The sequence below is a fragment of the Pseudarthrobacter sp. 902506025 genome (assembly GCF_040702325.1).
In the GTDB taxonomy this organism is placed as follows: Bacteria; Actinomycetota; Actinomycetes; order Actinomycetales; family Micrococcaceae; genus Arthrobacter.
In genome coordinates, this window is the sequence record NZ_JBFBKW010000010.1 from 105,891 (window position 1) to 132,356 (window position 26,466).

A 26,466-nucleotide genomic window follows, 5' to 3' on the forward strand; every position below is an offset into this window, starting at 1 on the left:
AGCAATAAGTGTCGAAACTCGGTGCCAAGTACGCCTTCCGCCGTGAAATGGTGGACCGCCTTGAAACAGATCTTTATGGACCGGGCTCTACCGACGAACTCATCACGGAACGTCCGTTGGAGCGCTATGTGACGGGCGTACTTTGGCCCGCAGCTGACGACACCTACGTCGAAGCCCCTGACGAGCCAGAGTCGGTTGCTGCAGCTTCAGGAGAGGCCTCCGTGGACAGCTCCGTCGCGAACGCCCGCCTGACCTATCCCAGCAGTGTAGGCCTTACCGTCTCCGTGGATACAACCCGTTCCACGTCCCTGGCTGTCACCCCGACAGCAGCGCGCTATATGCCAATAGCTACGGTCAGGGAGAGTGGCAGCAAACGGCGTGAAACCTATGACTGGCAGCGAACTGCCGCTGATTTGCCCGAGATCGAGGTAGATCTTGCTGCATCGGGACCTCAGCGTCACCTGCTTGAGGGGGGTGCCCTAGAGCTGTATGCATTGGTGCGTGTCCCGGAAGATGCTGTTGTTACTGTCACCGTTGTTCTCCGAAACACGCAACCCAAGCCGGACCCGGCCTCCGACAAGGATGTGGCGTGCTGGTTCCAGGCCGGCATTTCAGTCCACACGCCAGTCCCGGCGCTGGTAGACCGTTCCAAGCTCCGCACCAGCGTCCCGTCCGACCCCGACTTGGCGTCCTCGGAGCTTCTCTACCGCAACCACATGGTCTTCGGGGCAGGCCACGGGTGCGCAATCGAAGTACAAGAGTCCGACGTCGACGGGCGGCTTTGTCAACGAGTCTCGTCAACGTTTGTCCCCCGGCAAGACGTCCACAGATCCATGGCTGGAGGCAGTGCCGCCAATCTGTCGCTGCCCTTCATGGCAACAGCACCACGTGAAGAAGTCGTTGCCGAACTCAGCCGCCTCGCAGAGGACTACTCGACCTGGATCGCGGCATCCACTGCATCTGCAACACAGGACGGGCCAGCGTACGTGCCACCCCACCTGCGCGGGGTCGCGGACGAACACATGAAGCAGGCGGGGATCGCCCACACTCGCATCAAGGCTGGAATCCGATTGCTCGCCGATGATGCAAAAGCCTTTGAGGCGTTTCAGTTGGCGAACAAAGCAATGCACATGCAGCGTTCCCGCCAGGACTGGGTACGAAAAGGAGCCAAGGGCGATTTCGAACTTGGCGAGCAGAGCTGGCGCCCCTTCCAGATCGCTTTCATCCTCATCAATCTGCCGTCTTTAACGGACGACCTGCACGAGGAAAGGGACCTAGCCGATCTTCTTTGGTTTCCCACCGGTGGTGGAAAAACCGAAGCATACCTCGGGCTTATCGCCTATCTTCTGCTGCTTCGGCGACTTCGCGATACCAGTGTTCGCGGCGTCGCCGTGATCATGCGCTACACGCTGCGACTTCTGACCATCCAACAGTTCGAGCGCGCCGCCATGCTCATCTGCTCCCTGGAATCCGTGCGGCTGGACAACGAGAACCGTCTTGGAGGCGCATCGTTTAGCATCGGGCTCTGGGTCGGCGGAGGCGCCACCCCGAACGACATTGCGACTGCGAGGACGAACCTCGGAAAGCTCAGGAGCAATCAGGAAGTCATCGAAGGCAACCCAAAACAGATAGAAGCATGCCCTTGGTGTGGCACCCGACTCACCGTTGACGACTACAGGATTACCAAGGTCCCGACAGATCGAATGACTGTGACGTGTTCCAATCGTTCATGCGACTTCAGTGACGGTCTTCCCGTTCATATAGTCGACACGGATGTCTATAGGGAGCGCCCGGAGCTCGTGATCGGCACTGTCGACAAGTTCGCAGGGATGTCCTGGCGTGGCGAAATTGCAACCCTTTTTGGACGCCTCTCCCCTGCTGATCTGGGCCCGGACCTGATTATCCAGGATGAGCTTCACCTTATTTCCGGCCCCCTCGGTTCTACTGTTGGATTGTTCGAAACGGCTGTCGACCTGGCCGCCAGTGGCATCGGGCGTGAAGGGGGCTCAGAAGCCAGAAAGCCAAAGATCGTTGCCTCCACGGCCACGATTCGAAGGGCTGAAGACCAGATTCGTTCCGTCTTCAACCGGAAATCCAGCCTTTTCCCACCCCCGGGACTTGATCCTGACGACTCCTTCTTTGCCCAGAAGGCCCCCTCCGAGCAATTCGGAACACGCCAATACGTTGGAGTGCTCGCGTCCGGCACCAGTCACGCGACGCTCATGGTCCGCACATACGCCTCGTTGCTGCACTCGGCCAACCTGATTGACGCGGCAACGGCCGAAGACCGTGACCCTTACTGGACCCTCATGGGTTACTTCAACAGTCTCCGCGTTCTTGGCTCCGCTTACCTTCAGGTATACGACGACGTCCGGGCCCGGCTTAATCTGCTGGCGAAACGTGACGGCAGGCTTGAGGGCCGCGGAATTCAATTGAGTGAGCTGACAAGCCGCGTTGAAAACCACAAAATTCCAGAGGCGCTCAAGTCCCTGGAGAAGAGCTTGATGAGTGGCCAGGTACCTGAGGACGTTGTATTGGCCACGAACATGATCTCAGTTGGCCTCGACGTCGACCGTCTGGGTCTCATGGCAGTCATGGGACAGCCCCAATCAAGCGCGGAGTACATTCAAGCGACGAGCCGCGTCGGGCGACAGCACCCGGGCTTGGTAGTAACCATCTTCAACGCAGCGCGCACACGGGACCGCTCACACTACGAATCCTTCAATGACTTCCATGGAGCGCTTTACCGGGCAGTTGAAGCGACCAGTGCCACGCCTTTCGCTGCCCGATCGCGAGACCGGGGACTTCATGCAACGCTGGTGTCAGCACTGAGGATGCTAGTCCCCGAGCTACGTGGCACTGCAGGGCATGTCCGAGACAAATCCCCAGCAGTAGATGAAGTTATGACCTGGATAGGTAATCGGGTCGCATCCGTCGATCCTGGGGAATTATCCGCTACGCGCGAAGAGCTGGAGCGACTTCTCAACATATGGCGGAAAGCAGCCCTCGCTGACGCTGATCTGCCTTACGAGGGCAAGCGGAATTCGCCGCGTTCGCTGCTCATCGATTCCAGCAAAGCCCTTGAAGATCCCGACTTCGTCTACAGCACAAGCACCATTCCCTGGCCCACGCCCCGCAGCATGCGCGACGTTGACGCAGAAACGGCACTCCGGCCGGCCCCAATGAGGAAGGATGCCACCCTTGGCTAAAAAGACCTATGCCGCCCGGCGCAGCCAGTTGATCTCCACGTTCGGAGTCGGCAGCCTGTTCCCAGCCGAAAACAACAGCTTCATGATCACCAGCATCGATCAGTGGGACCGGAAGCATTTGAAGCCGGTCAGCGAGCCACGTCTTGCGAGAAGCTTGAAAGTGTCTGAGCTTTTACTGCCCCCTGCGGGAGCTCGCGGAAAGATTCCGGTAGTTCGTTTCCCACAGATGCTTGTTTGTCCGAATTGCAACCGTCTCGGGAAGATACAGCAGTTACAGGCGTCCTACGAGGATCCCAAGTGTGGCCTATGTAAGTCACTGGCACCGCTGACTCCATCGCGATTCGTCGTCGCATGCGAGGACGGACATATCGACGACTTTCCCTATTCTTATTGGGTTCATGGCTTCACCCCCACAGAGGATGCCAACCACTTGCTCTCGCTTGCCTCGGAAGGCCGGACATCATCCCTGGCCGACATGGTGGTCCGGTGTTCATGCGGAAAATCGCGGACAATGGCCGACGCCTTCAACTCCATCGCCTTGAAGGAGATGAAATGCCAGGGGAACCGGCCGTGGCTCGGCTGGGGATACCGGGAGCGTGAATGCGGTAAGCCTCCCAAGACGGTGCAGCGTGGTGCATCCAACGTCTGGTTTCCAGTAGTCAGATCTGCGATCTCCATTCCGCCGTATTCGGAGTTCCTGGCGAAGGTCGTGACGTCGAAGGCTTCACAGCTCAGCCAACCACAGGCACTTGAACCAGCATCGGCGTGGGTTTTAGAGGGCGTTGTCCAAGAGTTCGATGGACGCTTCTCTGTGGACGAGCTGCGGGCCGAAATCAGACGCCAATTCCACGGCAGCGAAGAGACTGAGCTCTCCGAAGACCAGCTTCGTGAGCAGGAGTTCCTTGCGCTGATGAACGGCCGGAAGGACAGCCCTGACACAGATTTCGTCGCTGAGAAAGTAGCCGTTCCAACTGCCCACCAGCACTGGATCAAGGCGGCACGAAAAATCACCCGACTCAGGGAAGTCCGGGCACTCTACGGCTTCAGCCGCCTGCAACCCAGGGGCGAGGACAAGCCGGATGCGAAATTGTCTCCACTGTCACCAGATGACAACCGACAAAACTGGCTGCCCGCAATCGAGACCCTCGGCGAGGGACTCTTTGTCGCCCTGGACAGATCACAAGTCGAGGCCTGGGCAAAAACTGACTTCGCCGCAAGCCGTGAAAATACTTTGTGGATCAACGCCAAGCGCGCAGCGAAGCAGCGGGGACTGGACCCTGCCCCTGGGAGCATTGTGGAGACCCTGGTCCACACACTGTCCCACATCATCATCGACCAGCTTTCACTCGACGCCGGTTACCCGGCATCTTCGATCCGGGAACGTCTTTATGTGGGTCAGGATCAGGTCGGAGTGCTTCTTTACACGGCCTCATCGGACTCGGCTGGCAGTCTGGGTGGCATCGCAGCGCAAGCGAGCCCGAAGCGGCTTGGTCCTGCACTGGATGAAGGCTTGTTCCGTACATCGTGGTGCTCGGCCGACCCTGTTTGCATCGAGTCGCGAGGATCAGGAACTGACGCGCGAAACCTCGCAGCCTGCCATTGCTGCGTCCTCGTCCCGGAAACTAGCTGCGAGCTGTTCAATTCCAACCTGGACCGGGGCACCCTATTCGGCGTGCACGGGCAAATTGGGCTCGGCTTTCTTGAATGGGCACAGTTGAATCCTCTAGGGACGCTTGGCGTCGAGGCTTCAGGGAAATCCTCCGTTGCCGAAGACTTGGGCATTCCGGAAAGCATCCGGCAGAGCGCCTGGCTGACCGTCTTTGCCGAATCCGGTCCCGATTTGAGGGAACTCATCCCCGAACTTGTAGAAGTCGAGGTAGAGCTCGGAGACTGGGGGGCGGACATCGGCCCAGACAACCAGTGGCAGGTAGATCTATTGTGGCCTTCCTCCCGAGTGGCAGTACTCGTGGACCGCGACGACGAGCGGGACGACTGGCTCGCGGAGCAGGGGTGGACTACGTATCACACGAAGGACTTCGCCCCTTCCGATCTCGCGGACAAGCTGGCCGACAAAGCTTACTGATGCCCTGTGCAGCGAGGGGGGTCGGGAGTCCGACCCCCCTCGAGCATCACAGGATTTCTAATCCAGGAAGTACTCATAACTCAAGGGCACGAGGTTTTCGGGCGACGGCTTCCAGTCGGGATATACATTCATCAGCCCGTCTGCGGTAGTGATCTTGCCATTCAGATGGCGCTCCCATTGGATCTCTGCAACCACCACTAGATCTGTCTGTTCGAACTCGTTGGCGCTGGTCACCTCATTGCGGGTGAGGATGACCTTCTGAACGTGACCTTGAGAGCCCTTCACTTCGACGCGACGAACTTCGTCGCCACACACCGCTTCCAGGTCGTAGGACCGGTATGCTCCGACGTCCTGCACCGTGAACCCCGAAGTCTCGTAGTGCCTAATTGCCTGACGCACGGCCTGCATCTCGATGGCCTTCTTCAGGACCGGATCCGCGCAAAAGCCAGCGTAGCGCTGCCTCACACCGTTTTGCCCACTCACAGGCGGCGCAACAAGCGGCCGATCAAAGCCGCCCCAGTCACTATCGGGCAGTAGGTCCGGAGCCACATCGATGACCTTCGCCGGAAGCTTGAACAGATACCCCTGATTCGGCTTCAACCCGCTCGTCGGATGCTCCTGAAACGGAAAATAGATGGTGAACTTGCCGCGCCCGGAGAAATCACGTTCAAGTTCGCTCTTAATACCGAGGATGTCGGACTGATGATCTGCACGGAGATCGGTCAGGAGATAGGGGTGAGGCAAAGGAGTGTAGTTCGTCAGGGGAATCGTGTTTGCGGGCTTCCCGTACCAGTCCCCAGCGCGCGGCTGAAGCTCCCCCGCTACGATCGACGCACCATACATGCCGGATTTGAAGCGCATTGGATTGTTCTTTCCAACCCAATGGAGAACAACATCTCCAACTCGCACGTCCCTCATCAAGTCATAACGCGGTGTATCGGGTGCAATGAGCTCGCTCCCCCAGGTGTCCACGTTGACCAGTTCCATCCAGTACCGCTGTTTAGCGTCTCCATGCCACCATCGGGACTTCGTCGCTGTCGATCCTGCCGCCATTTCTCCCCCAATTGCCGTTATGTATGGAAACTACTTTGTACCAAGCAGCTCTGACGGTTTGCCGCTCCATGAGACGACAAGCCCGTCGCGGGCCCTGGTAGCAGCCACATAGAGGAGCGAACGCTCGCGCAGAAGCGCATCCGCTTGTTCGGCCGGAGCCAGGTTCTGCAGCTGGTATGCGGCGGGCATCGACTGATCCGACATGCCGAACAGAACAACTCGGGTGAACTCCATGCCCTTTGATCGGTGCATGGTCATCACTGCAGGCACCCCGGAGGCAGCGGCGGATCCAGCAATTCGCGCCTCTAGTCCCCGTTCGTTTAGTCCGCTGATTACCTTGCCGATCTGGAAGTTCGCGCGAACCAGGATGCCGACTGTTTCAAGCGGCACGCCTTCCTCCTGCCATGTCCGCAGCGTCTGGGCGAGGTTGTCCAGCTCCTCCACATAGGACGTTGCCGCGTGTTCCTGAGGCTTCGGTCCCACACGGGAAGACGTATATCCGTTGACGGATTCATCGGTGCCCTCGATGTCCGTGACGGGAATGCCTTTCAGAAGTCCGACGGCGTACGCCAGGTTCTGCTGTGTGGTGCGATAGTTGAGGGTCAGCCGCCGAGACCTGCCGACAATTCCGATGCCAAAACGGGACAGCGGCACCTTCTGTCCGTAAATGCGTTGGTGCGAGTCCTCGGCAATAAACAGGTCGTCAGGACCCTGCTGCACCAGTTCCCGGAGGAAGAGCCAGTGACCTGCATGCAAATCCTGGGCCTCGTCGATAAGAACGTGATCTGCCATCCGAGTCAGGCCATTCTCGGCGCGCTGCCTCAGGATCAACGCTGCGAGGTGCGCCATCTCAACAAAGGAGGCATGCATGTCGATCCGGTTGTAGTACCTGTAGCCCTCGATGACCTTCCACACCGCCAGCCTCTTGGCTCGGTTCAGTGCGGTGCCGCGCCCCGCGCGGGGGACCTTGAGATACTCGTCTTTACCCGTAATAAAGTTTGGCAGCACAACGGTCTCGTATTCCTGCTGCAGGAACGTGGGGTTGGCGAGCTCGGGCTCCAGCTCGTGCTCCACGTCGCTAAGCGCGGATTCCCATTGTTGGCGCGCTCGATCGGCCTCCAGTATCTTGCCTGGAGCTGCAGCCTCGAGGCCAAACAGGTCCTTCATCGACTGCCGCTGTTCCACTTCGGAGGCGGCACGGAATACCTTGTTGACGAGCGAATCCACACCGGCGACATGAATGCCCGGATCACCAGGCTTGGACGCACGAGGAAGCCCCGGGTCAAGCTTTGCCAGTCCGCTCTCAAGCGATTCAGCAAGGGTGGTCGTGTACGTGGTCAGCACTATACGAGAAGACGGCTCCGCAAGAGCAAGTGCCCTTGCCCGGTGCAGCAGCACAACGGTTTTGCCTGTGCCGGCACCGCCGGAAAGCCTGAAGGATCCACTGTAGCGGCGTTCGGCATAGATGCGCTGTTCGGGGTGGAGGAAGGTACGCCAGGAGTCGAAGTCGCCGCCTTCGATGACTTTCTTCAGTTCTTCGGAGTTGTCCCCCACGAACGTGAACTGCATCTTCGTTGCCGGGTGCTCGAGCGCCCGCTTGATCTTGTCCTCTTCGGACTCCTCCGGGTCGTCGACATAGCGGCTCAGGGCCAGCTTGTCCCGTACCTCTGAGACGGATGTCCCAGCGGCGAGCTCCAGCAACGCCGTGGCCTGCCACTCCGGGGCATCACTCAGTACATCCAGAAGCTCCTCATCTGATGAAGCAGCGAAGGCTCGGCTCACTAGATCGGCAGCGAGACCAAGGCTTGCCACCAGCTCACCCTGATCCATCCCGCACGTTCCGAGCGGGTTCGTCCAGAGCTGTGGTGATTCGGGCTCTACATCCTCGGGAGCCTCCGGCTCGATCACCTCGACTGGCTCCTCGGTCGCAGTGTCCGACGGCGGCACGGGAGTCGGTGTTGATGCACGCACCACCTCGAGGACACCGTTGACAGAGTTCACCTGCAGCACGCTAGACCGGGCGATGTCGATTGCCTGGTCGTGGGGCCATGCACCGTAGTAGAAGTAGTGCGGGATGTTCTCAAAGGCGACTTTGAACAGCACGGCGCGGTAGTTCAAATCGATACGGCCCGTGCGGACGCGAGGGTCCGCAGGCGTATGCATCGGTTCGATGTGGAGGCCCGGTGCAGTGTCGTCTTTCTGCAACTTTTCAAAGAAGGAGTAGACCTTGGCTTTCATTGCGCCGTCGATCTTGTCCTTCTGCTTGATCCAAGTCACGAGTGCCACGTCAAGCCCCCTTTGCCTTCAGCAGTTCGCGTATTTCATCAACGTCAATTCCCACGGTGGTCCATCCCGAGGCTTCCAGCCCTTCACGTTCGTCACCGTCGAATACCACGGCAAGGTGATGGTCCGGCCAGGCGATTGAAACTGGCACGCCGTCCACCTCGTATCCGAGTTCCGGCAAGATATCCAGACCGGCAGTGGCAAGCTGCAACAGCAGTGTCTTTTCGAATTCCGTTGCCTGATCCAACAGTGGCTTCCACGCGGGTTCGACCTCATCCGCCATTTCCTGGCGCGCGGCTTCTTCAGCAACCGAGCCGCCAGCGCTCACGTTGGAAGCTACGGATCCAATGGTCAAACCTATGGGTTTGAATGCCAGGAGGTTCGAGAGCTGCAGCCAAAGGCGCCAAGAGACTTCGTGTGAAGAAGAAGCCAGCGCATCCTGCCGATCATCAAGGCAAAGACCGACTGCGATCGTGGACAGGCTGTTAGGCGAGCCCGCGGCAGCAAAGCCGACGCTGCCGGATCCGCACGTCCAGGCGGTCACACTGCCGCTGGGCAGCGGTGGCTCTTCTCCACGGGCCAAAGCAACAGCATGCCCATAAACAGCGTCCGGGTCCGATAGCTGTGGCTTCTGCTGCATGAGCATCAGCGGGACCAGTTCCGAGAACTTGGTCCAAGCTTCAGGAGCCGGCTTGTTGACCCACTGCCAGAGCATGCTCATGGCATCCCGCCCCAGCAGACCCATGATGGACGCGTCCACAGGGAACTTGGCCATCAGCTGTGCGTTCAGCTTGGCGTTTGCCCAGGAAGGCAACGTAACCGGCGCCGCGGGTCCAGCTTCAAAGGCATTCACGTCCTCCCATGTGACGGCCCACGGAACCACAGCAGAAGACAGCTCCGAGGTGTGCCGAAGCTTGTCGCGCTTCTCGGCGTCGTCCGCAATCCGGTTGTGCTCCGGCGACGCGTGGAATGCGAAACCGTCGGTGTAAATGGCCAGCACCGGAAAGTTCGGGTCCGGCGGTCCTTTCAGCAGGAAGTCCGGCCGCGTGCCGGCAACATCCACCTGCGGCAGAAGCTGCCACTGGAAGCTCTGACCGGGTATGCGGAAGGTAATAGTGTCGGCGAGCGCACCGGGGGTGACCTTAGTGTGCGCGCCCACTGCTTTGAGTCGTTCCATCCAGGCTTTCCGGAACCGCTTTTCCAGCAATGATTCGATGGACGTTTCGGCGCTCGGCGCTTCTTCGGTTACGGTCCAGTCCGAGTACGACGGCGGGACCTCACCATCGGCGGCCTTCTGCCCCGAGCGCAGGAGGAGACCAAGCAGCCGCTCCGCACTTGCGCGGGCGACCTTGTCGACCTGCCACGGCTCGGCGTGCGGCAGGAGGCAGTGGTGGCAGGCAAGGCGTTCCTCGAACCGGCAGCTGCAGTCGCGCACGATCTCCCAGGCTGCGTACAGCAGCTCCCACACCCGCCTCGCGTCTGCGAACTCTGCCAGGTAGCCCGTGCCTCCGGGGACCTTATCGTGGAGCATGAGTGCAACCCGGGCACCACCATGTGCGGGATCGTTGATCTTCAGCACCCCGAGGTGGTCAGGTGCTCCGCCCAGGACTTTCTGGAGACCCATGAGCAGCGCGGCCTGAAGGCTCGGCACGGAGAAATCGTCGCCATAGGTAACGTCCAGCGGAAGGTGCAGCACCACGCCCTGGGTGTTGAGCTCGCGCGCCAGCACTACCTCCTTGATGCTCTCCTGGGTTTCCTTTCGGAACTTGCACCAGAACCGGTGCTCGTTCGGCCGGTTCTCTTTAGCTGACTGGTCCAGCTGGCCGCAGTAGGAACACAGCCGGAACATCGGTGTACGCACGTCGTCGCCGGCAATCGTCCGTACCCCACCGTTGGACGCGGTCCGCCCGGTGTTGATCCACCGGATGTCCACCCGGTTGAAGTACTCCGCGCCGAACTCATACCCCTCCACGAACCAGCGCTTTTGCAGGTGCTGCTGGTCAATATCGGCCGCGGCAGCGATCGCAAACCGTTCACGGACGCGGTTATCGCGGCGGTCGTTGATGGCGGCCTCGTCGCGTCGTACTTCGGCGGAGACCTTTTTCATGACCACGACGTCAAAGATCTGACCCATGTCGGCGATTGCCGCCGTCGTACACCTAACGCAACTGGTGACCGGCACGCTGGTGCTGACGTCTGTCTTGATCCAACCGCACTGGGGGCACACCTGCCATTTCTGAATGTGGCTTTGCTGCGGCCCGAGATCCACAGCATCGATCAGGATCTCCATGCCCTGGGCGTAGAACGTGGCGCCAGGGGCGAACTCGCTGAGCGCTATGGACGCGCCGCGGTTGTACGTGACGGTATCGGTGACGAACTCCTGTGTGTCGGCGTCCTTCCAGGACAGCCCCACGTCGAGGCTGACGGAATCGTCCAGCAGGGTGTAGTTGGGCAGGACTCCGTACGCCTCCAATACCGAGATCCAGTAGTCGCCGCGGAGCTGCTTGAGCTGGTCGCCGATCATGCGGAGAGTCGCTTTGGCCGTGCGGAGGGCCTGAACTGCGTCAGAGGACTTGTCGTCCAACCGTTCTGCTTCTTTGGCCGCGGCCTCCAGCTCCGGGAGAGCCTTGTCGATTTCCTTGCGGCGGGCCTCCAGCTCGTCGATGTCGGCTTTCCACTCGCCTGCCGCCCGGATGAGGTGCCGGGCAAGACCGCTGGGCTCGCCGTCGTCGTGCTCGGATGCCCAGGCCATCAGTCGCTGGCGGCTTCCCTCGGAGACCTTTTCGCCGAACTGGCCGAGGAACTCAACCAAGTACGTTTTGGCATTCGCTGTGGCGTCCTGGATCAGGTCCCCGATGAACGAGCCCAGTGCAACGCTTCCGAGGGCCTGGACCGCGTCGCGCGGGTGCGGGCGCCCAGCGGTCCTGGCGAACCGGTCTGCCACGTGGGCGACGTACTGGCGTCCAAGAATTTCTTCGGCGTCCAGATAGGTTGCAGGCGGCCGGACCTCGCCGTTGATGACAGACAGCGGGTCATGCAGCTTGGGCAGGTGCTCGCCGCGGCCCCGAACGAACGCGAGGACCAGGGAGTTGCCGGTGAGGCGGCCGGCACGGCCGACGCGCTGCAGGTAGGAGGCGACTGAAGTGGGGAGCGATGCCAGCATGACGCAGGAGAGGTCGCCGATGTCGATGCCCATCTCCAAAGTGGGCGTGGCCACCAGGACATTGGGAGCTTGCGGATTGTCGGAGCCCGACTTGAACTGGGTCTCGTAGAGAATCCGGGTCTTGTCGTCGAGGAGGGAGGTGTGCTCACGGGCGACCACGCGTTTGCTTTCCCGCGAGGAGTAGAGGTCCCGGTAGAAGTTCCCGGCGTCCCCTGCCTGGCGTTCCAGCCTGCCGCTGCATCGGACCAGAGTGCACGGGGCGCCGTCGAGCTGGTCGATGACGGTCAGACTCCCGGGCGTCACGGCCTTGCAGACCCTGCACGCAAGGACGTGGCGGCCGGACTCGAGGTCATCAACGGCGGGAGCGGAGAGCATGATCTTTGCCGGATCCAGCCAGTAGACGTCGGCTCCGGAGTTTGTGCTGGTCTTGCCCAGCACACCGTCTTCTTCCAACGCGCTGATCAAAGCCTTGGAAAGGTAGCCGCTGTCCGACGGAGCAATGCCGAGGCAGCGCGCCGTCCACCGTGAGTACCAGGAAGTCGACGGCGTGACGGTGTCAAGGTTGTCGGTCGCGGCGTCCGCGCGGCCGATCCGCGGGAAGGCCGGCGCAGGTCGGCCGGACGGGAAAGCAGGCATGCCTTCACCTTTGGGGCGGCCTCCCCAGATCTGCCAGCGCTTGCCGTCCGTGGCGATGTAGCCCTTGAGCCACTCGTGGTTGATGCCGCCCTGGAGACGGACCCGCTCCACGGTGCCCCGGATCCACTGCAGCAACTGCTGTTCGGTAGGCGGGGTGTCTCCCACCATCGTCTGGTGCTGCGCCGAGTCGTACACCCGGCGGGCGACGGCGAGCATGCGAGTGGCGCTGCCCGCATCCGTCTCGACTGCGAGAGAGCCGGTCAGCTCCAAAGTCCGGCCGGTGCGGGACTGCAGGCCGAGCTCAAGGAGTGCGTCGAACTGCAGGCGTCGCCTTGCAAACCGGCGTCCGCGCGCTTGTTCGGCCGGTGTAGCTTTCGGGTTCCAGAACTGCTTGAAGCTCTGGCGATCAACATATTCGGGGGCCACCAGCTGATAACGCTCCGCCGGCGTTTTCGCGTTGGCAATGGCAGCGTCGACAACCTCCGAGAGTGTCGCCGTGTTCTCACCCAGGGCCCGGCGGAGCGCGGTGCGGAGCGTCATGGTGTGGGAGCGGGACTGGACGTAACCGGCTCTGTGGGCGGCGTCCTGCACGCTGTCGGTAAATACCAGCGCCTTCTTCTCCCCCTCATCCAGGCCCTCGGCACCGAAGAGGTTGGAAATGCTCACCGAGAGCATAGTGGCGATGGCACTGCCCATAAAAGCGATGCCTTCCTTGGCCAGGCAGGAAGGGCAGACGTCCCGTTTCGACTGGTCATCCGCGTCCTGTCCCGTTAGCATCAGCACGGGGATAACGCGGCCTTCGGCCAGATCAGCGCTATCGGCAGCAGGAGGGGTCTTCGAAAGGCCCCGGTTGACTGTGTGCAGCCAATGCAATCCCTGGACCTGCTCCGCGCCGTCCTGGCGGAATTCGATGATGTCGGCCTCCGCGGCGGCAGAGATCAGAGTTCTGAACCGGGGGTTGTTCGCCAGGCGGGCCTCGCGGATCTTTGAGTCGTCCAGCTCAAGATCCATGCCGGTGGGCGCCAGGACGGCCCCCCAGCCGGACCGGCCGCAGTGCCGGCAGTAGACGGCGGGCAGGAACATGTCGTTTGACTGGTCCACCCCGTCATCCGACCAACGGAACCGCGGTACCGTGTCCACGGCGGCATCCACCCGGGACATTTCGCGGATCCAAAGGTGCGTCTCCACAGTCAGGGCTTCGCGGCCGTGGCGGGCACGGATGTGGCTCAGGAGCGCGATGACGTGAGACAGGAATTCTTCAGCGTCCGTTCCGCTCACGCCCGCGGGCAGGGAATGCGCCGGGAAAACTGTCTGAGACAACTTGGCGAGCTCTACGGCGGCGGTTGCGTCGTGGAGCAAGGCTGTAGTGAGCGGATGGGTTCGCATCGCATCCAGTAGGTCTTTTGGCCGCTGTTCGAAGAGCGAGTCGACGACTGGTTGAACGACACGTTCCGGCCCGGCCCCGGCTTCCCGCAGTGCGGCTACGGCCGCGTTCGTTTCGGAGATACTTAGCGCGACGGCGTGCAGATCCTTCGCCAGAGCAGTGTCGGAGCCCAGGGCCGACCAGGCTTCAGAGCTTAGCCTGGACTCAGTGATAACGGACTCTGAAGGGAACGCTTCGCCGAAGACAGTCTCCGCGAACCGGAGCATCGCTTCGGGGTCGCCCTTGCTGCCGAGGGTGGCGGATGTGGCGACGGGTGTGACGCGGCCAAGCGGGCGGGATCGGTCTTCTTGGGTCAGACCGTCAGGACGATTGGTGAGGTCTTCCGGCCAGTAGCTCTTCAGCGATAGCCCGAGCCGGCGCAGCAGCATAGCGACGTCGGTGCCCTGGGCGCCGTCATAGGTGTGGAACTCGTCGAGGACGACGTACTGCAGGCTTGTGGCGGACTTCTGCCAGAGAGGGGCGTCCTCCTGGCGGAGCAGGAGCATATCCAGCATTTTGTAGTTGGTCAGCAGGATGTCCGGCGGGTCTTCGCGGAATACCTGCCGATCGTTGATGAGACCGTCACTGGAGACTTTGGTGCGGCTGGTGTCCTGCTGTCCGGTGTAGATGCCGGCGCTGATTCCGGAGAGTCCGGGGTAGGTGATCAGCATTTCGGCCAAGCGCTTGGCCTGATCGTTGGCAAGGGCGTTCATCGGATAGAGGATGAGCGCCTTCATGCCGGTGACGCCGTCACGCTTAGCCCGCAGCACGTGATCCAGAATCGGGTACAGGAATGCCTCAGTCTTACCGGAGCCGGTTCCGGTAGTGATCAGCGTGGGCTCCGGGCGACGGCTGGTGCTGGCACCGTTGCTACCGATGGCCTTGCTGCTTAGCCGCTGAAACGCCCGAGCCTGATGGCCGTATGGTTCCAAACCCTGGTACCAGTCCAGGCAGTCCTTCCAGCCAGGGTCTGCCGTTTCAAAAGGCAGGCGCAGCCGGACATACGAACCCTTGAAGAGACCGTTCTCCGAGTCAGCAAGAAAGTCCTTGATAGAAGACTGCGCATTGCCATTGGTCAGAGCAAACGTGGTCGCCAGATAGTCCGAGAGGCCACGACGTAAGTCAGCAGCTTGGCTCGTGGGAAGCAGTTCCGACATTAGGAGTTTCCTCCCAGCAAGCTCGAAAAATGGGTATAGGCCTTCCGCATGTCCTCTTCGCGGTCGAAGACTTGGAACGGGAACTCGAAGACGTACTCCACGCAGCTCTGCGGGTGTGTCCAGGTTCGTTCGTCGAGCGTCAGGCTCTCGCCTACCTTTCGGTACAAACGATTTATCTCCCCGGGCACCTTGCGACCGTTGGCGTCGTAGAGGTCCTTCTTTTCGTATCCAACCAGGACAGGAAACTGCGTGTAGTAAGCAGCCACCAAGTCGTCAGCTGAGAGCCCGAGCATGATGGCCACGATTACGTCTATCTCAATCAGAGCCAAACGCCTTAGCGCATCCAACCGGAGCGGAAAGTCAGGAGCCCACCGAGGACTCAGCGCGGCCAGTTGATGTCGGCTGAAAACTCCGTCATCCGCCGACCACCGGTCCTTAGCCCAAGCTACGTCGTAAATGTCGTCATACATAGAACCCATTCCAGCGTGGAGCGCATTGAGCCTAATCGCCCGATGTACTAAGAACGGAATTAACAAGTGGTCCAATGAAACGGTGGGGAGGTCCGAGATAGCGCGGTCGCGAAGGTTAGAGAGTCGAGAGCATTTCACCCAGAAATCAATGGGTAGCGAGGCAAGTAGGCCAGCCAAGACGCCCAGCTGATGCAGGTCTGACTGAGATGGCATTCCCGCCGAATGTACGAGTTCAGTATGAGTCACTCCTGGCCCAATTAGGGCTGCCTGCAGTGTTCGGACACTTTGCACACCTGCCATGCGGCGCCAAGCAACCCTGAATGTCGAACGAATTGGAACAGACGAGCCGTCCTCGAGATTCCAAGACCCGAAGGCGCGCGTCATTTCCTGCTGGCTCCAGTTATTCTGGAATCCCGTTCGGGGAATTGAGTCCTGCGGCAGCGCCTCTAGATCGATCTCGGACCAGTCCCGGTGATTCTTCAATGTCGGGTTCGGCTGCTTGAATACGGTTTGAGCAACGGAAATATGCGGCCCTTGATAGATAACATCATCCCAAGTCGAATTTATTCTCGGTTCAATTTTTAGAGGCTCCTTCCCAGTAGAGACATCCTCGGACCAGCCCCCAGAGTAGAACAGCGGCCAACTCCGAAGCCGAGCATTTGTAGTCAGTTTCTCCATGGTGAGCATAGACGGCTGGTTTACGAAAAAAACGACGCTTGCGGATGTGTAGTCATCTTCATTGGACAAATCCGCCCATAACTGAAGGGCTGCCTTATCGATCCTGAGGATCCGAGCTTGATGAGGCCTCAAGTCCCAGTCTCCCTCAGGGTCTTTCAATCCTGGGAGCGGCCCAGACCCGTCATGGGCGATCGAGCGCTGGATGGTGTCAGGATGGAACATGGACGAAGCCATAACAAAGTTAGCGGTCGGCTTCTCGTGGCCATAAACGCAAACGCTATATTCTCGGGTATTGCCAATTTCAAAGAGCTTCTTCTCGTTAATGAAGTGCCACAGCTGACGTATACGCCGGTACGTCTGTTTTCTGAATATACTAGCCCTTCGATCGGTCAAGTGTGTGGACGGGTGGATAAGCCCGACCGAACTAGTGCTGGCTTGATGCCGCCACGTCTGTTCAACAAAGAACCGGTACAAGTCTGGCGCCATTCCTTGGAGCGGAATAAACTCGACCGTCGTTGTGAGCCGTTCACGTGTGGCCACGAGACTCGTATTGGCGTTTACGAAATAATCCCGGATATCACCGTTCGAAAGAAGGGCGGACTTCCGCTCGGCGGAGTCATTTGATTCCACACGGTCGCGGAGCTGCCACCAGGGATCAAATTCGGCTAAAGCCTGGCGGTCATCCCACTCCGGCCGAAACCACGGAGGATTACCCACCTGCAGATTAAACCCGCCATTTCCAAAGACGGACGCGAAGTCGAGTTCCCAATGGAAAAAACCTTGGTCGGCGGCTATATTCTCACAAACACTTAACCACTGGTGTTGCATCATGACTGCGCTGACTTGCTTCGCTTGCGATGTGCTGTGGTCGAACGACTCAATTGCGTCCAACTCACCCCAGGATGCCATTGACAGGACCGACGTCTGGCCCTCGATTAGGCCGTACTTTTTCGAAACTTTCCCCACGGATGCTTCTATGCCCAGAATGCCTTCGAGTGCGGAGATCCACTCCTCGAGCGAAGGCGGTTGAGCTCCATCGGTCACGCGCTCCGTCAATGGCCAGAACCAAAGGGCATTCCAGGCATCCATGACGCGGCGTAGTCGCTGATAAGACCCGTTTTCGTCGTTGAGCGAACGTTCTATCTGCTCACGGGTTACGGCAGGGGTTTCAACAGGTTCACCCCGAGGAGAACGTTTGCCAAAGTAGTCGATATCCCGGCGCGCCTCGGTCTCAGCGACCTGCAGGCGGCGCAGTGTCAATTTCCAAAGGGATTCCACTCGGTGGCCTAATGCGACCAAGCGATCGAGCTGCGTCTTGCTGGGTTTAGCCTTGATTTTCGTCCGCCAGACCTTCAACTCCTTTTGGGCTTCCGAGGCTAAGTTTTTAACTTCCTTAGCCTCAGCAGCTGAACCCCACCCTTCAGCCGGCAATAAGAACTGGTGGATTCGGCCGACGACGTTCGAATCATCGCTGTCGGCTTTCATTGCCTCAACCAGCCCCGTCAAAGGTGCTTCGTCAGGCACAGCTTTTAGCCAGGTCTTGTCGTTGACCGACTGACGCGAATATGTAGCCCTTCTTGAACCGATGAGAGAGTTGCCTCGACGCAATCGCAACCCGAACCACGGAGCTTGAAGGTCCTTGACCATCGTGTCTAGCCACAGCGAAACTTCGGCAAGCTCCACGGCCGTCGTATTCAAGTCGACACCGTGAACTTGATGCAAAGCGATTTGTGCTTTTACCTTTTGCAGTTCCTGAGGGTACTCATCAGCTGGAATCTGGTGGTCGAGTTCCTTCTGCTTCCGCTTCAAGTACTCATCTGCAAGCTGCCGGACTGCCTCAATGGCGAAGGCGCCCGAACCGAGCGCCGGCTCGCACACGGTGAGCTTCAGGACGTCATCCGCCGCAGTAGTGGTACCGCCCGGGTCCAGCAGCTCTTCGAGGGCTTGAGAGACGACGAACTTGGTCAGTACCTCCGGAGTATAGAAAGAAGCAGATTGTTGGCGCTCCCGGCCAGCAAGTCGGAAGACGAAGGAGCCAGTCTCGTGGAGAACGAGCTTCTTCTCCCCGGTCCGCTCGTCCTCGAACTTCACGAAGTGCTTCGCATCAATGGACTCAGAGCGGTCCACCGGGACGACCCAAGATCCCTTCTCGGGGTTGCCGTCCCTCGCCACCTCGTACAGGGGCTCTCGAGCAATAAAGCCGGTGTAGGACATCAAACCTTCATAGACGGCGCCAAGCTGATTGATGCCCAGCTCCGCGTAGGAGATGAATCCGCGGTCCTTTCCACGGGCTTCCTTACTCAGCAACAGGCGCTGCAGGACGCGCTGAAGTTCGGAGTTACTCAACTTCACATCGTTAATGAGGGAAGTGGCTGATTCTTGGAAAAGGTCAGCCTTGAGCGGCTGGAAGACGAGTCCCTCGTTGTCTCCGGTGGCTTCCCCAACGTCCGATGATCCGTCCCGGGACGCGTGACCGTCATCGACGAGCCGGAATAACCGCTCCAGTGACTCGTAAATGTGCGTGCCACGCTGCGATTCCAGAGATTGAATATCTACGAGCGACAGTTCCCGGAGCCGGTCCAGGCCGTAGCCCTCGTTGTATTCGCCGGCCCCAATGGGCAGCACCCCCATCTCCGGTGAAGCCTCTGCGTACAACAGAAACAGAATGCGGTAGAGGAACCGCAGGGACTGACGGGCAAGGTCCTGACCGTCGAGGCCATCGGCCGGTAGGCCATGCGAAGCTCGCCTCTTGAGCACATCATTGGCGATGATTTCGACCGAACGGCGAATCCCCTCACGCAGATCCTTCGAGACACCCACGGTGTGCTTGACGGATGCCTCCAAGACGTCATCCCACCAGATGGATCCATCAGGAGTTGGCATCAGCGAGTCGCGGCCAAAGATGGCAAGGAAACGGTCGGTTTCAGAATTCTTCCTGGTGTCGTTCCGGTCGGCAACCAGCAGGGCGTCGGCGGCAAGAAAGCGGCCTTCGGCCCAGCGCTCCTGCTCCGCCAGCACCAGCCATCGCCCCGCCATAATGACGACGTACTTGGGCGAGCGTTCCGCAAGGTAAATTTCTGATACGAGCTTTGCCACCGTCAGGGACGACTCTTCCTTGCCGTCGACGAGCACGCGTCCGAGCGGCTTTACCGATGACAAAACATCTTCAGCAGCGTCAGCTGTACCGGCCTCAAGAAACACGACGTCGGCGTTGTCCGTCATCCACACGCCGGGAACCCATATCTCGGTGCCGCTGCGTTCAAAGGTGACTGCCGCCGTCGTACCTTTGAACCCGAGTGCGCTGCGTAGGTGAGCATACGCCTCAGGAGCCCCCGCGGGGTCCTCGGCCAGCCCGGCGAGAAGGATCTGCAGCCGGCCGCGGACTTCGGAGAAGCGGGACAGCGTGGTGGAGTGGCCTTCCTTGGCTTGTTCGTCCCAGGACTTCCGGAGCTTGATGACTTCCGCTTGGAAGGACTCTTTGGTGGAGTCCGTGGTGAAGAAGTGTTCGCTGATCCAGTCTTCACCAACAACGATCGAATCAAAGGACGGCATTACTGGTCAGCACCTTCCGGTACGGCTGTAGGGGTATTGCGGGGAACAACGATCAGGAGCGGACGGACTAGGCGCTGGGCCGGTGCGAGCGACTCGGCGATGAGCTGCTCTTCGGTGACGCGCTCGCGCTGTTTCTTCACCGCGGCCCTCTGTGTGAGTTCGAAGGACAGCTGGGTCCAGCCGGCAGCACGGTCCGTCCATGCCTGCAGCCGCTGCTCGGCAGCCGCGGCCGCGGACTCGAACGTCATTTGCATTGTCTGCCTTGCGTTCTCCACTGCGCGTGGGAGGAGGGCCTGCAGACCGTCCAGGTTGACGGGGCCTGGATTGGTGGCCTTATTGTGGACGCCGATTGCTGCCAGATGGTCCCCCAGGTCCTCGAGGGGCTGGTCCATGCAGAAGTTGGGATTGGTGGGGTCGGGGTATTCGACGGCGATGAAGGCCTTGGACACGACCTGACCGCGTCGGTTCATAAGGGTGCCCATCAGGAGGACCTGCGGGGCGTCGACGTCGCCGCGGACGGCGAGCACTTCGCTGCGGGACATCGAGCCCAGGGCGCGGTCACTGGCCCAGTCCAGGACGGGGTGGAGCGGGCCGAGGTAGTGGGCTTCCGGCCAACTCATGTCGTCAGATTCGCGGGCACGCTCCAGCTCCCGGGTGCCGGCTTCCACGGTGGTGGCTAGCTTGAGGCGCTCGGTGACTTTGCGCTCGGAAAGGTAGTCCTGGGGAAGATATCCCAACCGGTGCTGAAGGTCCGGGGGCGGGTTCAGCTGGGCGAGCCCGTGGCTGGTGTGAATGGTCCAACCGAGCTTCTTCTGGGGCTCACCGAAGGCCTCGTTCAGCGCTTCGTTGAGGAAGTCCAGGTCCGTAGCGTAGAGACCGGATGGCTTCTCTAGCGAGACATCTTCGCTCGCTCCGTCCTGGTTGAGGGCTTCGAAGTCGAGGAAGTCCCAGACGTCGCCTGACTCGGGGTCCGGGTCGGGTTCTCCAACGGTGTCTTCGAACTCCTTCTTGCCGAGGAGGACATCCAGGATGGCGTCCTCCTCCTGCTTGACGCTGTACTTCCCCATGAGGGAGGCGACGTCGTTGAGCACCGCATGCGCTTCATGCTCACGCTCCATCAGGCGGGTGAGGACTTTGATATCGCCGGAGAAACGCGTGTTGCTCGGGTTCAGCAGAAGGGTGGTGATTTGGGGCTTATGTCGCTGGCCGAAGCGGTCAATGCGGCCGTTGCGCTGCTCGATCCGGATGAGACTCCACGGGATATCGAAGTGGATGAGGTGGTGGCATTCGGCGTGCAGGTTGACGCCTTCCGATGCCACGTCTCCCGTGACGAGAACGCGGAGCGGGCTGTTGCCGCGCTTGAACTGGTCCACGATGCTCTGCTGTTCGACGTCGCTCAGGCCGCCATGGAGTAGACCAACGTTTTCCGGTTTGAGGCCGAGGGCTTTGGGCAGGGTCTCCTGCAGCCACTTGAGCGTAGCGACGCGCTCGGCGAAGACGACGGCTCGAATTGGCGATCCCTTGCCGACGCCGATCTGCTTAAGGTAAGCAACAAGCTCGTTATATTTGCCTGATTCGCCAGTGTTGGCGTTTTCGGCGAGCTGACGGAGGCGACCCAACGCCTCCCTCTCTTTCGCCTCGGTGGGGGCATCGGCGTCGAGCTTTTTCAGGCGCTCAGTCACTGTTTCCAGCAACGCGGCTGGGCTGGAGAGGAAAGCCTTGGCGAGTGTCCAGGAGAACAGGGACCCGTTCTGTCCTGAGTACGGGGACGGACGACCCTTGGGGTATAGCCAGGTGTCGGAGAGCTCCTCGGCGATTGCGTTCTCAGCTGCCGACGCGGTGACAAGCCGGTTGTCCGGTTCCTCTCTTTCGGCCCAGTCCGCGCCGACCTCTTGCGCGACCTCGGGGCTGTGGCGATGCCGGCGGATGATGAGGTTCTCCACCTGCTTGGGATCAAAGGTCCCGTCAGGTCTGACAACCGTGGGGTCGAGGAGGCGGAGGAGCTCGGCGAACGACTCGTTGCGGCCGTTGTGCGGGGTGGCCGAGGCGAGGATCAGGGCCTCGGTATTGGGGGCGAGGATGCGGGCGAGCTCGTTGTTGAGAGTGCCGGTGTTGGTGAGGTTGTGGGATTCGTCAATAACGACGGCATCCCAGTTCAGCTTGCCGAGGTGAGCGCGGTACCGGGCGCTCTTGAGGGTGTCGATGGAGATGATGGCGCGCTTGTAGTAGGTAAAGGGGTTGCGCGTGGCCGGCAGTTTTTGGCGGACCTTCTGGATGCCGGCGGAGTCGAGGCGGACGAATGGGAGGGCGAAGCGGCACCAAAGTTCGTGCTGCATCTGCTCGAGGACGTGGCGGGGCGTGACGACGAGGATGCGCTCGCCGCGGCCGCGCTTGACCAGCTCGCTGAGGATCATGCCGATCTCGAGGGTCTTGCCCAGGCCGACTGCGTCGGCGATTAGGATGCGGGGCCGTATGTTTTTGGTATCCAGGGCTTTTGCGACGGCGATCTGCTGGTACTTCAGATTTCTTAAGAGCATCCGCGTTGACACCGTGAGGTGCTCCGCAGACTGCGGCGTGGGGGTCTTTCGGAGTGTTGTCTCCAGGAAGAGACGCGCCTTGCGGTAATTCGGAGTGTCATCCGCGACGACCTTGGACTTGGCGGGGTCCACGACCTCGATGTCGTCAAGGGCGGAGTAGAAGGCAGCAGTGGTGTCCCTGACGAGCTCGCTCAAGCCCTGAACCCTGATGAGCGTGCCATCGAAGGACTTCTCGAGGCTGGTTACCAGCCACTCCTCATCCCGGACGTGGACCACCGAACCGGGTGCGACGTTGAGTTCCCGGTTTTCGGCTATAACTGTCAAGACCTACTCCTGTGCTTCGTGGTTCCCCAATCGGAGCTCTCACCATCCGTTCGGCTATTGGACTCCCGACCAATTATCACTCCTCGTTGGCTAGCACAGGCCGGGGCTTGCCAGGCACAGGACCTGGCTAATGGCCTCAGTGCTTGGAACGCACTCGGCACCATTAGGAACAGGTCGTTTGGCCAGAGCATGGCTGCTATCAGAGTTAAGTCCGGGGCCTACTGCCCACCCCCTACGAAAGCTATGGCAAAGAGGCTAGCCGTTTGCCTACAGCGTCCCGGATGTAGGTCCAGGACACGTCGTCTACAGGGAGAGATGCTAGCGAGCGCTGTTGTGTGGCAAAGATCTGCTCAGATGTGAGCGAGGGCTCTTCCCAATCTTCTTTGCAAAGCTCCTCAATTGTCCGCTTTCGGAGAAATTCTTTCGCAGCTTTGGACCCAATTTGAGAACTTCCCAGAATCTCGCAAACATATTCCTCCGGGCTTTTTCCGGGCATAAAATGCACATTGGCATAAACCCATGCATGAATGGTTTTGTACGTCGCCAGCCGATTAGCTTCGGACTGCAAATCATTACCGCCATTAAGCGGGATCTGAAGATTTGGTGATCCCGGGAAAAGCCGCGAGACAGCGAAAATCAAATTCTCATCCAGAATCAGCGACGTTTTACGGAACTCAGTCTGAGGCTGATTCACTACGTCAGAGCTTGGACTGCGATCATCCTCGTCCGGCCGCTGATCTCCGTCAAGGAAGATCATCGTGGCAGCGGTACCTGTGATCGCAAGGTTTGGTATTAGACGCGAGATGATCGTGGCTGAACCACCGGGAAAAGGCAGGATGTCCAGCCTTTTAAGGGCAGCCTCCCCAAGCGGCTTTAGCCCTCGGTGCAATATTTCCCCCGCGAGCTTGTCCTCCACAATAAGCTGCAGCTTATCTCCCTTTGGGGCACCCAGTCTAAAGAAGGCTTCGGTTTGAGACGCTGACTGCTTGTCCAAGACCACAGCACCGGTTGTGTCTTGCTGCAGTAGCTTGATGGCATCCCCGGGCAAATCAGCAATGAGGTACGGGGAGTGTGTGGCCATTACAACTTGTAGGTGCTTAACCTTTACCTGATCTGCGATGAAATGCATAAGCAATCTTTGCGAGGCAGGGTGCAGAGATGTCTCCGGCTCGTCCAGCAGCACCATTGCCCCTTTTTCAGCACCAAGTAACTGGTGAACAAGCGTGACTATGGCAAATTCACCACTACCGGCATATGCTTCTGAATACTTGAAATTACCCGTGTGCATTCTAACGGTCCAGCCCACACGATCGAAGTATTCATGCAAAACCATTTCGATAGCATCATATCGTCGACCAAGAATCTTCGAAATTTCATCCAGTGCATCTGACTTCAGCTTTACGACTTTATGAACCCGAACCTTCCCGTAGAAGGCCTTTTTGACACCCGCGAAGGCCTGACTTACCTTCGAAGATCTCTGCCGAATCCAGTCCTTTCGTTCGGCCAAGGAACGCGATGATTCCCTGGCACTGGGATTACGCATGAATTTATCATAGGCAGGGAGTTCTCCACGGAAGTCTAGATAGATAACTGGCTTCGCAATTGGGTTCCATCTCGTTGCTGATCGCCCTGCCTGTGTGGTCCCCGCCGGGAGACGGGGCATGCGTTCCATACCGTCAGCTGGCTTTGATGATTCCCAGTAGTCGACGTGTCGATCCTTGCGGTCAATACGGACCTTTCTCACTTCGACAACTTTTCCTGCGCCAGGATTAATGTAACCGTAAATGTATCGGGGCTGCTCACCAGATCCAATTGGATCCATCGAGGTCGAAAACCACCAATTGCCAAGATCTTGCCCCTCAGGGCAGGCTTCTATAGCCCGAAGTATCGAAGTTTTGTTGGTGCCATTCCCACCGACCAAGGCAGTTATCGGATAGCTGAACTCGATCCTCAGGTCGGGCGCGAGGTTTTTGTATCGGGGAAACCGGATATGGCGGATGGCCGATTCATAGGACTGCGACTGAAAAAGCCGCCGCAGCACCCGCTCATCATTGCTATTCAACAGATTCCCCCTATTTGCCTTTCCGTTCGGCGACACTTGACACTAGCGGAAGCAACCCACGACAGGGGCAACGCCATGCCAACTGTCTGCTCGAGCCAGAGAAGCCATTTGACCCAGGCAGACTGATTGCTTGCCTTTTCGCCGGTAGTCAGCTGATCTCCTTCGCCGGGAATCCAAGGACTAAATCACTGATGCCGTGCGCCGCCTCCGCGGCCTCCTCCCGGTTACCCGCTGTGCCCCAGGCCGGGGACCATCCGACTTTGCTCAAGAGGAAGCAACGGGAACGAGTCCACGAACCGAGCGTGAGTGACGAATTCGCAGTTCATCAGTCCATCTGGAGGACCACGCCCGGACGCGCCCATTAGGCACATGGGCATAGTAGTTCGCAGCAGATGAGATTCAGTCGATGAGCACCGGCTGCTTGGCGTCCTCGGGCGCGCCAACGGGTACCACCTTACGGGAGCGGTGGTTCAGCCAGTTCGCCACCGCCAGCAGTCCCACAAGCCCAAACGTGCTCAGGAGCTGTGGACGCGAGTCCTCGCCGATGAAGCCCACTGTAAAGATCGCCGCGAGGATGATCAGCCCAACAACCGTGAGCCACGGGAAGCCGGGCATCCGCAGCGGAAGCTCGGTTTCCTCGCGGTCGGCTCGGAGGCGCAGTGCGAGCTGGGCCAGGAGCGCTGAGGTCCACACCAGCAGGCAAGTGGAACCCACGATGTTGAGCAGGACGCCAAGCACCATCTCGGGGAACGCCAGCTCCAGCACCACCGTGACAACGCCGAACGCGACGCTCGCCAGGACCGCGACCACCGGAACCCGGGCCTTCGACACCGAAGCGAGCCAACGAGGTGCTTCACCACGTTCAGCGAGCGAGAACGCCATCCGCGAAGCACCGTAGAGGTTGGCGTTGAGCGCGGACAGCAGAGCCGCCACAGCCACCAGGGTGATGGCGGTGGCCGCCCCTGGCATGCCCGCGGCATCCAGCACCGCGGCGAACGGGCTCTTCAGCCCCTCCGAACCCACAGGAACGACGGCGGCGATGACGAAGATGGCGCCGATGTAGAAGACCAGGATCCGCCACAGCACCGTCCGGACAGCCTTCTTCACGCTCCGGGCCGGCTCAGCGGTTTCGGCGGCCGCCACGGACACGATCTCGGTGCCGCCGAAAGCGAACGCCACCACAAACAGGGCCGTCGCAATCCCAGCGAAACCGCTCGGAGCGAACCCGGCACCCGTGAAGTTGGCCAAGCCCGGGGACTGCACGCCCGGCAGCCACCCGAAGAGCAGGGCGAAGCCCACCAGCAGGAAACCGACGATAGCCGCCACCTTCAGCAGCGCGAACCAGAACTCGAACTCGCCGAAGTTCTTCACGCTGGTCAGGTTCACGGCGGTGAGCACCACGATGAACACGAAGGCCATCAGCCACACCGGCAGGGCCGGGAAGATGGTCGCCAGCAGGCCGGCCGCGCCGAGCGCTTCCGCGGCGATGACCACCACCAGCTGGATCCACCAAAGCCAGCCGACCGTGGCGCCGGCCACCGGCCCGTAGGCCTTGGCGGTGTAGACGGAGAAGGCGCCGCTGTCCGGGTTGGCGGCGGCCATCTCGCCGAGCGCCCACATCACCAGGATGATGAGGGTACCGGCCGCGAGGTACGAGATGAGCACGGCCGGGCCGGCGGCCTGGATGCCGGCGCCGGAGCCGATGAACAGGCCGGCGCCGATGGCGCTGCCGAGGCCCATCATGGTCAGCTGCCGGGGTTTGAGGGCCGCGCCGAGGGCGCGTGCAGACGTCGTTGTCTGGTGTTCCATTAGGGATTCCTCTTACTTGGTATGTGG

General features: G+C 60.1%; 9 protein-coding genes. 2 read left to right on the forward strand and 7 right to left on the reverse strand.

Features of this window, described 5'->3' with window-relative positions; all coding sequences use genetic code 11:
* The first annotated feature begins 8 nt into the window (after positions 1-8).
* On the forward strand, positions 9-3,209 hold the full coding sequence (locus AB0280_RS17075; protein ID WP_366367988.1) for a helicase-related protein: 3,201 nt from the start codon (positions 9-11) through the stop codon (positions 3,207-3,209).
* A complete protein-coding gene (locus AB0280_RS17080; protein WP_366367990.1) occupies positions 3,202-5,292 on the forward strand; it encodes a DUF1998 domain-containing protein in 2,091 nt (696 codons plus the stop codon). The genes AB0280_RS17075 and AB0280_RS17080 overlap by 8 nt, the downstream gene beginning before the upstream one ends.
* 57 nt (positions 5,293-5,349) lie before the next feature.
* Here AB0280_RS17080 and AB0280_RS17085 read toward each other — a convergent pair whose 3' ends face one another.
* From AB0280_RS17085 to AB0280_RS17115, 7 genes are all read right to left on the reverse strand, one after another.
* Positions 5,350-6,279 (reverse strand): protein NO VEIN domain-containing protein, encoded by a 930-nt coding sequence (locus AB0280_RS17085; protein ID WP_277798425.1) that lies wholly within the window; start codon positions 6,277-6,279, stop codon positions 5,350-5,352.
* A gap of 96 nt (positions 6,280-6,375) precedes the next feature.
* Positions 6,376-8,631 carry a 3'-5' exonuclease gene (locus AB0280_RS17090; RefSeq protein ID WP_366367991.1) on the reverse strand — a complete coding sequence of 752 codons (2,256 nt, stop codon included), beginning with the start codon at positions 8,629-8,631 and terminating at the stop codon, positions 6,376-6,378.
* 1 nt (position 8,632) lies between these two features.
* Positions 8,633-15,007 (reverse strand): DEAD/DEAH box helicase, encoded by a 6,375-nt coding sequence (locus tag AB0280_RS17095; protein WP_366367993.1) that lies wholly within the window; start codon positions 15,005-15,007, stop codon positions 8,633-8,635.
* Positions 15,007-19,707, reverse strand: coding sequence for an Eco57I restriction-modification methylase domain-containing protein (locus AB0280_RS17100; RefSeq protein WP_366367995.1), 4,701 nt, complete (start codon positions 19,705-19,707; stop codon positions 15,007-15,009). The genes AB0280_RS17095 and AB0280_RS17100 overlap by 1 nt, the downstream gene beginning before the upstream one ends.
* Positions 19,707-22,568, reverse strand: coding sequence for a helicase-related protein (locus AB0280_RS17105; protein WP_366367996.1), 2,862 nt, complete (start codon positions 22,566-22,568; stop codon positions 19,707-19,709). Before AB0280_RS17105 ends, AB0280_RS17100 begins: the two co-directional genes overlap by 1 nt.
* A 241-nt stretch (positions 22,569-22,809) precedes the next feature.
* Entirely contained in the window at positions 22,810-24,630 is a 1,821-nt protein-coding gene (locus AB0280_RS17110; RefSeq protein ID WP_366367998.1) for an ATP-dependent nuclease, read from the reverse strand.
* Positions 24,631-25,029: 399 nt separating this feature from the next.
* Complete coding sequence (locus tag AB0280_RS17115; RefSeq protein WP_366368000.1) at positions 25,030-26,439, reverse strand: amino acid permease; 1,410 nt, start codon at positions 26,437-26,439, stop codon at positions 25,030-25,032.
* Positions 26,440-26,466 lie beyond the last annotated feature (27 nt).